The sequence below is a fragment of the Massilia sp. X63 genome, assembly GCF_041023745.1.
Classification (GTDB): Bacteria; Pseudomonadota; Gammaproteobacteria; order Burkholderiales; family Burkholderiaceae_D; genus Telluria.
Map to the genome: position 1 here is coordinate 867,850 of NZ_JBFTEF010000001.1, position 13,124 is coordinate 880,973.

Annotated in this window: 12 protein-coding genes; 8 read left to right on the forward strand and 4 right to left on the reverse strand. The window is 66.6% G+C overall.

Features of this window, described 5'->3' with window-relative positions; all coding sequences use genetic code 11:
* Positions 1-39: 39 nt before the first annotated feature.
* On the forward strand, positions 40-1,134 hold the full coding sequence (gene aroC / locus AB3347_RS04070; RefSeq protein ID WP_369090475.1) for a chorismate synthase: 1,095 nt from the start codon (positions 40-42) through the stop codon (positions 1,132-1,134).
* A gap of 55 nt (positions 1,135-1,189) precedes the next feature.
* On the opposite strand, the gene AB3347_RS04075 is transcribed toward aroC, so the two are convergent.
* On the reverse strand, positions 1,190-2,683 hold the full coding sequence (locus AB3347_RS04075; protein WP_369090476.1) for an HDOD domain-containing protein: 1,494 nt from the start codon (positions 2,681-2,683) through the stop codon (positions 1,190-1,192).
* Positions 2,680-4,413, reverse strand: a complete 1,734-nt coding sequence (locus tag AB3347_RS04080) for a putative bifunctional diguanylate cyclase/phosphodiesterase (protein ID WP_369090477.1) — start codon at positions 4,411-4,413, stop codon at positions 2,680-2,682. Before AB3347_RS04080 ends, AB3347_RS04075 begins: the two co-directional genes overlap by 4 nt.
* Before the next feature lie 378 nt (positions 4,414-4,791).
* On the opposite strand from AB3347_RS04080, the gene AB3347_RS04085 reads away from it, so the two are divergent.
* From AB3347_RS04085 to AB3347_RS04100, 4 genes are all read left to right on the forward strand, one after another.
* Positions 4,792-6,489 (forward strand): isovaleryl-CoA dehydrogenase, encoded by a 1,698-nt coding sequence (locus AB3347_RS04085; RefSeq protein WP_369090478.1) that lies wholly within the window; start codon positions 4,792-4,794, stop codon positions 6,487-6,489.
* Between the two features lie 114 nt (positions 6,490-6,603).
* Positions 6,604-7,254 carry a uracil phosphoribosyltransferase gene (gene upp, locus AB3347_RS04090; protein WP_369090479.1) on the forward strand — a complete coding sequence of 217 codons (651 nt, stop codon included), beginning with the start codon at positions 6,604-6,606 and terminating at the stop codon, positions 7,252-7,254.
* Positions 7,255-7,276: 22 nt separating this feature from the next.
* Positions 7,277-7,624 carry an Hpt domain-containing protein gene (locus tag AB3347_RS04095; protein WP_369090480.1) on the forward strand — a complete coding sequence of 116 codons (348 nt, stop codon included), beginning with the start codon at positions 7,277-7,279 and terminating at the stop codon, positions 7,622-7,624.
* 350 nt (positions 7,625-7,974) lie between these two features.
* On the forward strand, positions 7,975-8,178 hold the full coding sequence (locus AB3347_RS04100) for a cold-shock protein (RefSeq protein ID WP_027867533.1): 204 nt from the start codon (positions 7,975-7,977) through the stop codon (positions 8,176-8,178).
* Positions 8,179-8,261: 83 nt separating this feature from the next.
* Here the strand turns inward: AB3347_RS04100 and AB3347_RS04105 are convergent, their stop codons facing one another.
* Positions 8,262-9,164 (reverse strand): LysR family transcriptional regulator, encoded by a 903-nt coding sequence (locus AB3347_RS04105; protein WP_369090481.1) that lies wholly within the window; start codon positions 9,162-9,164, stop codon positions 8,262-8,264.
* A gap of 167 nt (positions 9,165-9,331) precedes the next feature.
* On the opposite strand from AB3347_RS04105, the gene aceB reads away from it, so the two are divergent.
* Positions 9,332-10,921, forward strand: coding sequence for a malate synthase A (gene aceB, locus AB3347_RS04110; protein ID WP_369090482.1), 1,590 nt, complete (start codon positions 9,332-9,334; stop codon positions 10,919-10,921).
* 131 nt (positions 10,922-11,052) lie between these two features.
* Here the strand turns inward: aceB and gloB are convergent, their stop codons facing one another.
* The gene (gene gloB, locus AB3347_RS04115) at positions 11,053-11,853 is read right to left on the reverse strand and encodes a hydroxyacylglutathione hydrolase (protein ID WP_369090483.1); all 801 of its coding nucleotides are present in this window, start codon (positions 11,851-11,853) and stop codon (positions 11,053-11,055) included.
* A gap of 42 nt (positions 11,854-11,895) precedes the next feature.
* On the opposite strand from gloB, the gene AB3347_RS04120 reads away from it, so the two are divergent.
* Positions 11,896-12,669, forward strand: a complete 774-nt coding sequence (locus tag AB3347_RS04120) for a class I SAM-dependent methyltransferase (protein WP_369090484.1) — start codon at positions 11,896-11,898, stop codon at positions 12,667-12,669.
* The gene (gene rnhA / locus AB3347_RS04125; protein WP_369090485.1) at positions 12,666-13,124 is read left to right on the forward strand and encodes a ribonuclease HI; all 459 of its coding nucleotides are present in this window, start codon (positions 12,666-12,668) and stop codon (positions 13,122-13,124) included. The genes AB3347_RS04120 and rnhA overlap by 4 nt, the downstream gene beginning before the upstream one ends.

Below are 13,124 nucleotides of genomic sequence, written 5' to 3' on the forward strand. Positions count from 1 at the left end.
GTAGAATGGTAAATCCACCATTCTCCACATCAGACCCACATGTCCGGTAATTCCTTTGGCAAGCTGTTCTCCGTAACCACTTTTGGCGAGTCGCATGGTCCGGCCATCGGCTGCGTGATCGACGGCTGCCCGCCCGGCATGGCCTTGAGCGAAGCCGACATCCAGCCAGAGCTCGACCGCCGCAAGCCCGGCACCTCGCGCCACGTCACCCAGCGCCAGGAGGCCGACCGCGTGCAGATCCTGTCCGGCGTCTACCAGGGCGTCACCACCGGCACGCCGATCGCGCTCCTGATCCAGAACGAAGACCAGCGCAGCAAGGACTACGGCAACATCACCGAGACCTTCCGTCCCGGCCATGCCGACTACACCTACTGGCACAAGTACGGGGTGCGCGACCCGCGCGGCGGCGGCCGTTCGTCGGCGCGCCTGACCGCGCCGGTGGTGGGCGCCGGCGCCGTGGCGAAGAAATGGCTGCGCGAGCACTTCGGCACCGAATTCTTCGGCTGCATGCGCCAGCTCGGCGACATCGAGGTTCCGTTCCAGTCCTTCGAGCACGTGCATGCGAATCCCTTCTTCGCCGCTACCGCCGACGCCGCCCTGCTGGCGCGCATGGAAGCCGCGATGGACGAACTGCGCCGCGCCGGCGACTCGATCGGCGCGCGCATCGACGTGGTGGCGCGCGGGGTGCCGGTAGGCTGGGGCCAGCCGATCTACGACAAGCTCGACGCCGACATCGCCTACGCGATGATGGGCATCAATGCGGTCAAGGGCGTGGAGATTGGCGCCGGCTTCGCCTCGGTGGCGCAAAAAGGATCGGAACACGGCGACGAACTGACGCTGGATGGCTTCGTCGGGAACAACGCCGGCGGGGTGCTGGGCGGGATCTCCACCGGCCAGGACATCACGGTGTCGATCGCGATCAAGCCGACCTCATCGATCCGCACGCCGCGCCGTTCGATCGACAAGGACGGCAATCCGGTGATGGTCGAGACCTTCGGTCGCCACGACCCCTGCGTGGGCATCCGCGCCACCCCGATCGCCGAGGCGATGCTGGCGCTGGTGCTGATCGACCATGCGCTGATGCACCGGGCGCAGTGCGCCGATGTGAAGGTAGGCACCCCGAAGCTGGGGTAAAAAAAGTCCCGGCGCCGGCCGGGATCGCGTTCGAATGCGCGGGGCGCGCGGGAGCTTAGACCCGCGTCGCCACCGCCTCGGCATGGTGGCGCCGCTCCACCGTGCGCACCACCAGCCCGCGCAGGTCGTTGAGCAGCGAGAACTCGGTCTGGCTCAGCACGACCGACGGGAAGCTGTCGTCCCATTCGCCGTAGATGAAGCCTGCCGGCTGGCCGTGCGCGCACAGCGGAATCACCACGAAGCAGCGCGCCTCGCCCAGCGTCCCCTTCCACCAGCCCGGCAGCTTGGCCGCGAACTTGGGGTCGCGCGCATTCTCGATGAAGATCACCCGGTCGCTGCCCAGCGCGGCGTGAAAGACGTTCGGCTCGTAGCTGTCGTCGAAGCTCAAGTTGGGCAACTGCGCCTTGCTGCCTTCGCCCAGGCCCAGGCGCGCGGTATACCTGCCCTCGCGGCGATTGCGCAAGAATGCGAACGAGCGGGTGAAGGACAAGCCCTTGTGCATGGTCTCGAGCGCCATCGACATCATCTGGCCCGGCGTCGCGTTCAGGCCGGCGTCGCGCATGTCGGCCACGCCGCTCATCAGGATCTTGTTGCCGGCCATGCGCTTGCGGGTCGCGGCCGCCAGCTTGGCGCGCTTTTCGGCCGGCTTGGCCAGCGGGGCGATGGTCAGGTCGGCGGCGGCGGTCTCGCGCGCCTTGTCGATCGCGCCGAGCAGGCCGGCCGGCTCCACGCCGAGCATCGGCGCGAAGCGCTCGGCCAGCGCCGCCACGCGGGTGACGGCGGCCTCGTCGTCGTGCCACAGGACGTCGGCGGCCTGGGTCGACATGGTGCCCAGCGCGGCCAGCCAGTCGTCGTGGCTGAAGGCGTCGCCGCGTTCGCCCGGCTCGACGCGGCGCATGCCGGCGATCAGGTTGCGCGGCAGGCCCCAGTGTTCGGCGGTGGCGCGGCCGATGGCTTCCAGCGACAGGCCGAGGACCGCCACGGCGGCGGTTTCCTCGCGGCCGGCGCCGGCCGAGTCGCGCAGCTGGCTCCAGCGCTCCGGCATGTAGAAGGTGAGCATCATGCGCCCGAGCGAATGCAGGATCGAGCAGACCACCGCCTCTTCGGGATCGCGCGACACGGCGCTGGCCGCCACCTGCTGGGCCACCATCCCGGCCAGCACCGCCTTTTCCATCTCGATGTGGGCGGTCTCGGTGTCAGGGGTGGACTTGGCCAGTTCCTCGATCAGCTTCAGGCCCAGCGCCAGGTGGCCGATGGCCTCGGTGCCGAGCACCAGCACCGCCTTCGACACCGTGTTGATGCGCTGGCCGAAGGCCGAGTACATGCCGCTGTTCGCCAGCCGCAGCACCTTCTGCGTCAGGACCGGGTCCGACAGCACGGTCTGGGTCATCGAGAACTCGCGTTCGTCCTCGCCGCGCATCGAGGCCAGGATCGCGTTGATGGCCTTGGTGAAGCCGGGCATGTCGCCCTGCCTGCGGATGCGTTCCCACAGCAGGGAAAGGGTGGCTTCGGCCTGGGGCGAGCGCTCGTTGTCGGATAGTGTCATCATGGTTTGACCGTCCGGGAGTCTGCCGGCAGTAATTCGGTGTAGAGGTTTTCCGTGAGGGCCGCGATCGCCACATGGGCCGGCATGGGCTTGCCGGTCAGGTAGCCCTGCACGTAGTGGCAGCCAAGCTGGTCGAGCCAGGCCAGTTGGGCCTCCGTCTCGACGCCTTCGGCCACCACCGACAGGTCGAGGTGCTTGGCCAGGTCGAGCACCGCGTTGCAGATCGCCGCGTCCTTCTCGGCGCCCGGCAGGTCCTTGACGAAGGCGCGGTCCACCTTCAGCACCGAGATCGGGAAGCGCTTCAGGTAGGCCAGGCTCGAGTAGCCGGTGCCGAAGTCGTCGATCGCGATGCGCGCGCCGCGCTCGGCCATCTTGCCCAGCACCGCTTCGGCGTGCACCGGGTCGACCATCAGCGTGCCTTCGGTGATCTCCAGCACCAGCTTGCTGCCCGGGGTGCCGGACAGCGCCAGCGCATCGTCCAGCACGGCCAGGAACTTGTCGCTCCTGAACTGGCGCGGGCTGATGTTCACCGAGATGTAGAGCTCGCGCCCGGCCACTTCCTCGAACTGGCGGATCTGCATGCAGGCCGCCTTCAAGGCCCAGGCGCCCAGCAGGTTGATCAGGCCATTGGTTTCGGCGATCGGGATGAAGCGCACCGGCGGCACCATGCCGAGGGTCGGGTGCTTCCAGCGCATCAGGGTCTCGAAGCCCTCGATGGTACGGCTGCGCGCATCGACGATCGGCTGGTAATACAGCTGGAATTCGCCCTCGCGCACCGCGTTGAACATGGCCGCCTCGAGCGAGATATCGTGCTCGGGCGGGCCCTGGTCGCGCGGGCTGTAGGTGACGGCGCGCGCCTTGCCGGTTTCCTTGGCGCGCGACATGGCGGTGTCGGCCAGCGTCACCAGGCGCACTTCGTCTTCGGCATGCTCGGGATAGACGGCGACGCCGATCGAGCCGGCCAGGTAGATGGTGTGGCCGTCGATCTCGAAGGGCGACTGCAGGGCGGCCATCAGGCGCCCGGTGACCAGCTTGATCTGCGCCTCGTTGGCGGAGCCCGGCAGCACCGCGACGAATTCGTCGCCGCCGACGCGCGCCAGGGTGTCGCTGTCGCGCAGCGTGCGGCGCAGGCGTCCCGCGGCCATGCGCAGCACGGCGTCGCCGACGCCGTGGCCGAGGCCGTCGTTGACCTTCTTGAAGCCGTCCAGGCCGATGGTGGCGACCGCGAAGCCCTGCCCGGAGCGGCGCGCGTTGGCGATCACCATGCGGATGCGGTCGGACAGCAGCACCCGGTTCGGCAGTTCGGTGAGGGAATCGTGGGTGGCCATGTGGCGCAGGCGCTCTTCGGTCGCGTGCTGGGACGACATGTCGCGCCCGATGACCAGCAGCGGGGCGTCGTCGCCGGTGCTGATCGGAGCGATGCGCAGCTCGAACCAGATGTCGCGCTCGCCGCAGCGGAAGCGCGCCTCGACGATCGCCGGGTCGCCGCTGGCGCCGGCGCCGGCCAGGGCATTGCCCAGCGCCGCCTGGTCGACATCATGGACCAGCGACACCAGCGGCCGGCCGCCGATCTCCACGCCGGTGAGCGTCAGCGCGCGGCGGCTGGCGGCGCACACCTGGCCGCCCGGGGTGACCCGGAACACGATGTCGCCGGCCGCTTCGAGCAGGCTGTCGAGCAGCGAGGGCGGCTGCTTGCGGGGCTCGAATTTGGCTGCGGTGGAACTGGTGTGCATTCTTGAATGTCTGCCTTGTTGTTGCTGGCACGCGCTGACAGGCCACGTGTAAACCGTGCAAGTCTACCAAACCGATGGCGACTGTAGCATTGAAAGATTCCAATAGGCATTAAAAATCACAAGTGCCGGCTCCCTTCTGCCTGTCCTGGCGTGCAGTTTGTGCTAAAGCAGCAGCTTGCGTCGATCCGGCCTTTGCGTTAGCGTTCTTGCTGGACAGGCAAGCAGAATGGGCTCGTGTATTGTCGCCGATTATTGCTGCAAAGCAAATTGCCGCTTGCTTCTTCAGGGCTTCCCACTTGTCTGTTGATGCTAGGTTGCAACACTTGCAGGTCGGTGAAGCGTCTGCAACGGCATGTATAACGGTTGGTGGAGCGAAAAATGAACCCCTTCGAGACCCATGAAGTGCTGAACCAGGCCGCGCCCTTCGCGGACGTGAACCTGTTCCGTTGCGATCCGGCCCTGGCCGAGGCGGTCGAGCGCGAGGGGGCCGGCTGGGCAGTCGCGGAGCTGGATGCGCTCGGAGAGAAACTCGGCCGCGCCGAGATCCTCGATCTGGCGCGCCTGGCGAATGCCAACGGGCCGCGCCTGCTGAGCTACGATCGCATGGGGAACCGGATCGACGAAGTCGAGTTCCACCCGGCTTGGCACCGGCTGATGGCCTTGCTGATCGAGGCCGGCGCCCATTCCGCGCCCTGGGTGGCGCCGCGACCGGGCGCCCAGGTCGCGCGGGCGGCCCAGTACCTGCTGTTCGGGCAGGTCGAGAACGGCGTCCAGTGCCCGGTGACGATGACCTATGCCTCGGTGCCGGCGCTGCGCCGGGCGCCCGCATTGGCGGCGCAATGGCTGCCGAAGATCCTGTCGAACGAGTACGACCCGCGCTCGCTGCCTGTCGCGCAGAAGCGCGGCGCGCTGGTGGGCATGGGCATGACCGAGAAGCAGGGCGGCAGCGACGTGCGCGCCAACAGTACCCGCGCCGAGCCGCTCCCGGCCGCCGAGGCGCAGGCGCGTTTCGGGCGCGAAGGCGAGGGCGCCTGGCGCATCGTCGGCCACAAGTGGTTCTTTTCGGTGCCGCAGTCTGACGCGCACCTGATCCTGGCCCAGGCCGGCGACGGGGAGGGCGGCGCCGGTGCGCCGGATTGCCTGAGCTGCTTTTTCGTGCCGCGCTTCCTGCCCGACGGCAGCCGCAATGCGATCCGCGTGCAGCGCCTCAAGGACAAGCTGGGCAACCGCTCGAATGCGTCGTCCGAGGTCGAGTTCCAGAACGCGGTGGGCTGGATGATCGGCGAGCCGGGGCGCGGCATCCCGACCATCCTCGAGATGGGCGGCTACACCCGGCTCGATTGCGTGCTGGGCAGCGCCGGCATCATGCGCGCCGCCCTGTGCCACGCGCTGCACCACGCGCGTGCCCGGCGCGCCTTCGGGCGCGCGCTTGCCGAGCAGCCGCTGATGCAGAACGTGCTCGCCGACCTGGCGCTCGAATCCGAGGCCGCCACCGCCTTCGCGCTGCGCCTGGCGCGCTGCTTCGACCAGGCGGACGACCCGGCGCAAGCCCTGCTGGGCCGCATCCTGACCCCGGCCGGCAAGTATTGGATCTGCAAGCGCGGCCCCGCCTTCGGCGCGGAGGCGATGGAGGTCATGGGCGGCAACGGCTATGTCGAGGACGGCCCGCTGGCCCGCATCTACCGCGAGCTGCCGGTGAATTCGATCTGGGAGGGTTCCGGCAACGTGATGTGCCTGGACCTGCTGCGCGCGCTCGGCAAGTCGCTGCCGGAGGCGCGCGCGGCGCTCGCGGCCGAGTTCGCGCCGGCGGCCGCGCTGGACCCGCGCCATGCCCACTACGCCACCCGGCTGCTGGACGACTTGCCAGGCGCGGTCCGGGACGAGGGCGGCGCGCGGCGCCTGGCCGAACGCCTGGTGCTGGCGCTGCAGGGCGCGCTGCTGCTGCAGCATGCGCCGGCTTGCGTGGCCGAGGCCTTCGTCGCCTCGCGCATCGAGCGCGAACCGGGCGGCGCCTTCGGCCGGCTGCCGGCCGGCGCCGACTGCGCGGCGATCCTGCAGCGGGCGCTGCGCACCTGAAAACCGCCCGCGGCGGCGGCCTCTTGTCGATATGTGCAGAAAAAAAGGACAAATGGCCGCGCGGCTGGGATAATGGCGGCCGATGCTACATACCCAATTCGTTCGATACCGACCATGAAACAAGATCCGCGCTTTCCCAACCTCTTCATCCTGAACCACCCGCTCATCCAGCACAAGCTGTCGCACATGCGCGAGCACGACACCTCGACGCGCACCTTCCGCGAACTGCTGCGCGAGATTACGCTCTTGATGGGGTATGAAATCACGCGCGACCTGCCGCTGACCACGCGCACGGTGCAGACCCCGCTGGTGACCATCGAGGCGCCGGTCATCGCCGGCAAGAAGCTGGCGATCGTGCCGATCCTGCGCGCCGGCATTGGCATGAGCGACGGCCTGCTGGAACTGGTGCCTTCGGCGCGGGTCGGCCACATCGGCGTGTTCCGCGACCCCGACACCCACGAGCCGGTCGAGTACCTGGTGCGCCTGCCGGATACCAACGAGCGCACCTTCATCCTGTGCGACCCGATGATCGCGACCGGCAATTCGGCGGTGCACGCCGTCGACGTGCTCAGGAAGCGCGGCGTGCCGAGCGAGCAGATCCTGTTCCTGGCCCTGGTGGCGGCGCCGGAAGGCATCGAGGTGTTCCAGAAGTCGCATCCGGACGTGAAGGTGTATGTCGCCTCGCTCGACTCGCACCTGAACGAAGACGCCTACATCGTGCCGGGCCTGGGCGACGCCGGCGACCGCATCTTCGGCACCAAGTAAGCCGCGACCGGGACCGGCGAGCATGCACGCGGCCGACCAGCAATTCTTCGCGCGCCTGGCGTCGGCGAACGCCAGCTTCGACCAGGGGCTGCCCGCCACCCTCGAGCGCCTCGGCTCGCTCGCGGCCGCACTCGATCCGGCGGCGCCGGCGGCTGCGGCCGATGAGCTGCAGGCCATGCTGCATACGCTGGCCGGTTCGGCCGTGACCTTCGGCTACCGCGGGCTGGGCCAGCATGCCCGCGCGCTCGAGCAGCGCCTGCGGGTGCTGCAGGCCTTCGACAACGTCGCCGCCAGCAACTGGCTGGCCTGGCTGGCCGAACTCGGCCAGTTTATCGACGCGGCGCGCCGCGATCCGCGCTGCCTGGGCTGAGCCCTTAACGCTGCCTAGCCCGCTTTCGCCGGGCCTGCAATACCGCTTCGCAAGAAATCATCGTGGAATCGTTTGATGCCGCGCAAATTTCCCGCCACTCCTTGCCTTATATTTTGTCTAGTGCCGATTCAAAAACAAGCCTGTAGAAGTTGAAGTTAGGAATTTTTATGGGAATTGTTGCTGATACCCGCTTTTTTATTTTGCGAAGTGCGTGTCACACCGTTTTTATTCGGTATAATACGGGATCGTTGGGTTGTAGGTAGTAGTGCAGTTAGTCTGTCATTCCTTTCTTGCTTCTTCAAACGATCTTAAACGGACGCAAGTCCACTTAACTGAAATAGGAAATTGTAATGGCAACTGGCATCGTAAAATGGTTCAATGATTCGAAGGGCTTTGGCTTCATCACCCCGGACGAAGGCGGCGAAGATCTGTTCGCTCACTTCTCGGCTATCCAGAGCAACGGCTTCAAATCGCTGCAAGAGAACCAGCGCGTTTCGTTCGACGTGACCACCGGCCCGAAGGGCAAGCAGGCCGCGAACATCCAGCCGCTGTAATCGCTCTCCAGCGATGGCAAAAAATCCCCGGATAGCCGGGGATTTTTTTTGCCCATCTTTACGGCGACGGCATGCGTTCGCCGTCAAATCCGCCAATATTCCGGCTGCGAATAGCTTCGCCGCAGAAAATCGACGAAAGCGCGGATGCGCAAGGGCAGGTGCTGGCGCTGCGCAAAGACAGCATGGATGTCGTTCCCGGGTGCGGCGAACTCGTCCAGCACGGTGCACAGCTCGCCGGACGCGATCTGCGCGCCGACCTCCCACATCGAACGCCAGGCCAGGCCCTTGCCGGCCAGCGCCCATGCGTGCAGCACCGCGCCGTCGTTGCATTCCATGTTGCCGGCCACTTTCAGCGTGACCGGCTTGCCCTTGTCGAGGAAGGTCCAGCCGCGCTGGCTGCCTTCGCTGCTGATCGCCAGACAGTTGTGTTTCGCCAGGTCCGCCAGGCTGTGCGGCCGGCCGTGCCGCTTCAAGTAGGCCGGGGTGCCGACCACCACGCGGTGGTTGTCCGCCAGCTTGGTGCCGACCAGGCTCGAGTCGTTCAGGCTGGCAATGCGGATCGCCACGTCCACCCCTTCGCCGACCACATCCACCAGGCGGTCGGTCAGGTTCAGGTTGACCGTCACTTCGCGGTGTTCGGCCAGGAAGGAGGGCAGCAGGGGCGCCACGTGCTGGCGTCCGAAGCCGGCCGGGGCCGAGACGAGCAAATGGCCGGTGGCGCGTGCGCTGCGTTCGGCCGCCGCTGCTTCTGCTTCTTCGAGCTCGGCCAGGATGCGCTGGCAATCCTCGAGAAAGGCGGCGCCTTCGTCGGTGAGCGCCAGGCGGCGGGTGGTCCGCTGCAACAGCTTGACGCCGAGGCGCGCCTCCAGGGCGTCGAGGCGGCGTCCGATCATGGCCGGGGCGATGCCTTCGGCGCGCGCCGCCGCCGACAGGCTGCCGCGCGCCACCACCTCGACGAAAGTCGAGATCTGCTTGAATTTGTCCACGGGTTCTCCCTGTGCGATTTGATACAAAAACGCACAGATGTAGTGAGAAAATGTATCGTTTAGCTATCTTGAAGTGAATATACTTGATGCTATGACAAACGCCAAGGCGCCCGGTATCGCAAGGCGCCTGGCCCGCACCGCTTTTCCCACTTACAGGAGTTTGCGCAATGACGATCGCCACCCCCGCCGGCATGCATATCACGGCCGAGATCAAACCCGGATACGAACGGATCCTGACGCCCGAGGCCCTCGATCTGGTCGCCAGGCTGTCGCGCGCCTTCGAGCCGCGCCGCCAGGAATTGCTGGCCGCCCGCGTCGAGCGTGCGCGCCGCCTGGATGCGGGTGAGCGCCCCGACTTCCTGCCCGAGACCGCGCACATCCGCGCAGGCGACTGGAAGATCGCCCCGATTCCGAAGGCGCTCGAATGCCGCCGCGTCGAGATCACCGGGCCGGTCGAGCGCAAGATGGTCATCAATGCGCTGAACTCGGGCGCGGACAGCTACATGACCGACTTCGAGGATTCGAACACCCCGAACTGGGACAACCAGATCACCGGCCAGATCAACATGGTCGACGCCGTGCGCCGCAGCATCTCGCTCGAGCAGGGCGGCAAGCGCTACCAGCTGAACGACAAGGTCGCCACCCTGGTGGTGCGACCGCGCGGCTGGCACCTGGACGAGAAACACGTGCTGGTGGACGGCAAGCGCGTCTCCGGCGGCATCTTCGACTTCGCGCTGTTTATGTTCCACAACGCAAAAGAGCAGTTGGCGCGCGGCGCCGGGCCTTACTTCTACCTGCCGAAGATGGAATCGCACCTGGAAGCGCGCCTGTGGAACGACATCTTCGTGATGACCCAGGAAGCACTCGGCCTTCCGCGCGGCACCATCAAGGCGACCGTGCTGATCGAGACCATCCTGGCGGCCTTCGAGATGGACGAGATCCTGTACGAGCTGCGCGAGCACAGCGCGGGCCTGAATGCCGGCCGCTGGGATTACATCTTCTCGTGCATCAAGAAGTTCAAGCTGGACAAGGACTTCTGCCTGGCCGACCGCGCGAAAGTCACCATGACCGCGCCCTTCATGCGCGCCTACGCGCTGCTGCTGCTGAAGACCTGCCACAAGCGCGGTGCGCCGGCCATCGGCGGCATGTCGGCACTGATTCCTATCAAGAGCGACCCGGAAAAGAACGAAGTGGCGATGGGCGGCGTGCGCAACGACAAGGCGCGCGACGCGACCGATGGCTACGACGGCGGCTGGGTGGCCCACCCGGGCCTGGTCGACCTGGCCATGACCGAGTTCGTGAAGGTGCTGGGCGACAAACCCAACCAGATCGACAAGCAGCGTCCGGACGTCGAGGTCAGCGCGCGCGAGCTGCTCGATTTCAAGCCGGAGACGCCGATCACCGAGGCGGGCCTGCGCTACAACATCAACGTCGGCATCCACTACCTCGGCGCCTGGCTGGCCGGCAATGGCTGCGTGCCGATCCACAACCTGATGGAAGACGCGGCCACGGCCGAGATCAGCCGCTCGCAGGTGTGGCAGTGGATCCGCTCGCCGAAGGGCGTGCTGGACGACGGCCGCAAGGTGACCGCCGAGATGGTGCGTGCGATGATCCCGGAAGAATTGACCAAGGTGAAGGGCGACGCGCCGAACGGCGACAACCCGAGCTATGCGCGTGCCGCCGAGATCTTCGAGCAGATGTCGACCTCGGATACGTTTGCCGAGTTCCTGACCCTGCCGCTGTACGAAGAAATCTAAGGCTTGCCGGGCGCCTTCCGTAGGGTGGACGGCTTCGCCGTCCGCGCGTCCAGGGAAGCTCATCGAACCAGGCTGCGCCTACATGGCGTCGATGTGAACGCGTGGGCGGGAGACCCGCCCACGCTACACGCTTAAAACACGTTCTTCCACTCCCGCAGGGCCGCAAAGGCCTCCACTGGCGAAGACCCGGGCTCGAGCCTGCCGGCCTGCACCAGGCTGTTCACGATCCCCGGCTCGGTATACCGCAGGAAGGGATTGGTGCCGCGCTCCAGTCCGATGGTTGAGGGCACCGTCGGCAGCCGCGTCCCGCGCCTGGCCGTCGCATCCTGCATGCGCAGCGCCAGTCCCTGGTTATCGGGCTCGACAGCCTGCGCAAAACGCAGGTTTGCTACTGTGTATTCGTGCGCGCAATAGACCAGGGTATCGTCGGGCAGCGCCGCCAGTTTCGCCAGCGAATCCGCCATCTGGGCCGGCGTCCCTTCGAACAGCCGGCCGCAGCCGCCTGCGAACAGGGTGTCGCCGCAGAACAGCCAGTGCGCGCCCGGCGTCGTTCGCACATAGGCAATGTGCCCCAGGGTATGGCCCGGTACCTCGAGCACGCTGAGCTCCAGCGCGAGTCCCGGCACGGCGATGCGATCGCCTTCGCCGAGCGGATGGGTGATGCCTTCGATCCCGTCATGGCGCGGCCCGAACACCGGCACGGCCCGGTGCGCGAGCAGCGCCGGCACGCCGCCGATATGGTCAGCATGGTGATGGGTGAGTAAAATGGCAGTCAGGGTAAGATGGTGTTCGGCCAGCGCGTCGCGGACCGGACCGGCATCGCCGGGGTCGACCACGGCTGCATGGACACCATCATGGATCACCCACAGGTAATTGTCGTTAAATGCGGGAACGGTAAGGACCGACAGGTCCCGGTGCTGTTGGCTCGTCATGGGGCAATTGTCGTGGAAAACAAGGAAGGCTGAAGGCTAGGCATGGACAGCGCGGCATCGGAAAAATCCATTATAGCGCTCGACCGCTGGCTGCAATCGCCCGCGGGCGCCTACGTGCGCGCCTTCGAGCAGGCCTGCCTGGACGAGCTGACGGCCGACATCTTCGGTTTCAATGCGCTCCAGATCGGCGTGCCTCAGCTGGACGCGCTGGCGGCCAGCCGCATGCCCAACAAGTGGCAGGCGGCGATCCGCACCTCCACCGCCGACGAGCTGGCGTTTGCCGCCGGCGGCCGGCAGATCGCGGTGGCGCTCGATTTCGAGGAGCTGCCGTTCGCCTCGCACAGCATCGACCTGGTGGTGCTGCCGCACGTGCTCGAGTTCGCCGCCGAGCCGCACCAGGTGCTGCGCGAGGTCGAGCGCGTGCTGATCCCGGAAGGGCAGCTGATCATCTGCGGCTTCAATCCGGCCAGCCTGTGGGGCATGCGCCAGGGCGTGGGCAAGGTCACGCGCAACGGCTATTTGCCGGCCTCGGGCGAGTTCATCTCTATGCCGCGCCTGAAGGACTGGTTAAAATTGCTGAATCTCGGCGTCAGCCGCAGCCACTTCGGTTGCTATGCGCCGCCGTGCCGGACAGCCCATTGGCTGAGCCGGTTCTCGATGATGGAGTCGGCCGGCCGGCGCTGGTGGCCCTACCTGGGCGCCGTGTACGTGGTCCACGCCATCAAGCGGGTCAAGGGCATGCACATCATCGGACCTGCATGGAACAAGAAAACGAGCAAGCGGCCGGCAGCAGTGCCCGCAGCAAACAGAGAATGAGCGAAGCACAAACCAATCCAACAAAGGTGGAAATTTTCACCGACGGCGCCTGCAAGGGCAATCCCGGTACCGGCGGCTGGGGCGCGCTGCTGGTCTCCAATGGCCACGAGAAGGAAATCTTCGGCGGCGAGCCGAACACCACCAACAACCGCATGGAATTGCGCGCGGTGATCGAGGCGCTTGGCGTGCTGAACCGGCCGTGCGAGGTGGTGCTGCACACCGACAGCCAGTACGTACAGAAGGGCATCTCGGAATGGATCCACGGCTGGAAGGCGCGCGGCTGGAAGACCTCGACGAAAGAGCCGGTCAAGAACGACGACCTGTGGAAGGCGCTCGACCTGGCGCAGCAGCAGCATGCGGTCGAGTGGCGCTGGGTGCGCGGGCACAACGGCCATCCGGGTAACGAGCGCGCCGACGTGCTGGCCAACCGCGGCGCGGCCTCGGTACGCCGCTGA

Excerpts from the sequence above, each read along its gene's own strand:
- aceB (WP_369090482.1), top strand. The coding sequence starts at position 9,332 with ATGACGATCGCCACCCCCGCCGGCATGCATATCACGGCCGAGATCAAA.
- upp (WP_369090479.1), top strand. The coding sequence starts at position 6,604 with ATGAAACAAGATCCGCGCTTTCCCAACCTCTTCATCCTGAACCACCCG.
- AB3347_RS04075 (WP_369090476.1), bottom strand. The coding sequence starts at position 2,683 with ATGATGACACTATCCGACAACGAGCGCTCGCCCCAGGCCGAAGCCACC.
- AB3347_RS04085 (WP_369090478.1), top strand. The coding sequence starts at position 4,792 with ATGAACCCCTTCGAGACCCATGAAGTGCTGAACCAGGCCGCGCCCTTC.
- aroC (WP_369090475.1), top strand. The coding sequence starts at position 40 with ATGTCCGGTAATTCCTTTGGCAAGCTGTTCTCCGTAACCACTTTTGGC.
- rnhA (WP_369090485.1), top strand. The coding sequence starts at position 12,666 with ATGAGCGAAGCACAAACCAATCCAACAAAGGTGGAAATTTTCACCGAC.
- AB3347_RS04080 (WP_369090477.1), bottom strand. The coding sequence starts at position 4,413 with ATGCACACCAGTTCCACCGCAGCCAAATTCGAGCCCCGCAAGCAGCCG.
- gloB (WP_369090483.1), bottom strand. The coding sequence starts at position 11,853 with ATGACGAGCCAACAGCACCGGGACCTGTCGGTCCTTACCGTTCCCGCA.
- AB3347_RS04120 (WP_369090484.1), top strand. The coding sequence starts at position 11,896 with ATGGACAGCGCGGCATCGGAAAAATCCATTATAGCGCTCGACCGCTGG.
- AB3347_RS04095 (WP_369090480.1), top strand. The coding sequence starts at position 7,277 with ATGCACGCGGCCGACCAGCAATTCTTCGCGCGCCTGGCGTCGGCGAAC.
- AB3347_RS04100 (WP_027867533.1), top strand. The coding sequence starts at position 7,975 with ATGGCAACTGGCATCGTAAAATGGTTCAATGATTCGAAGGGCTTTGGC.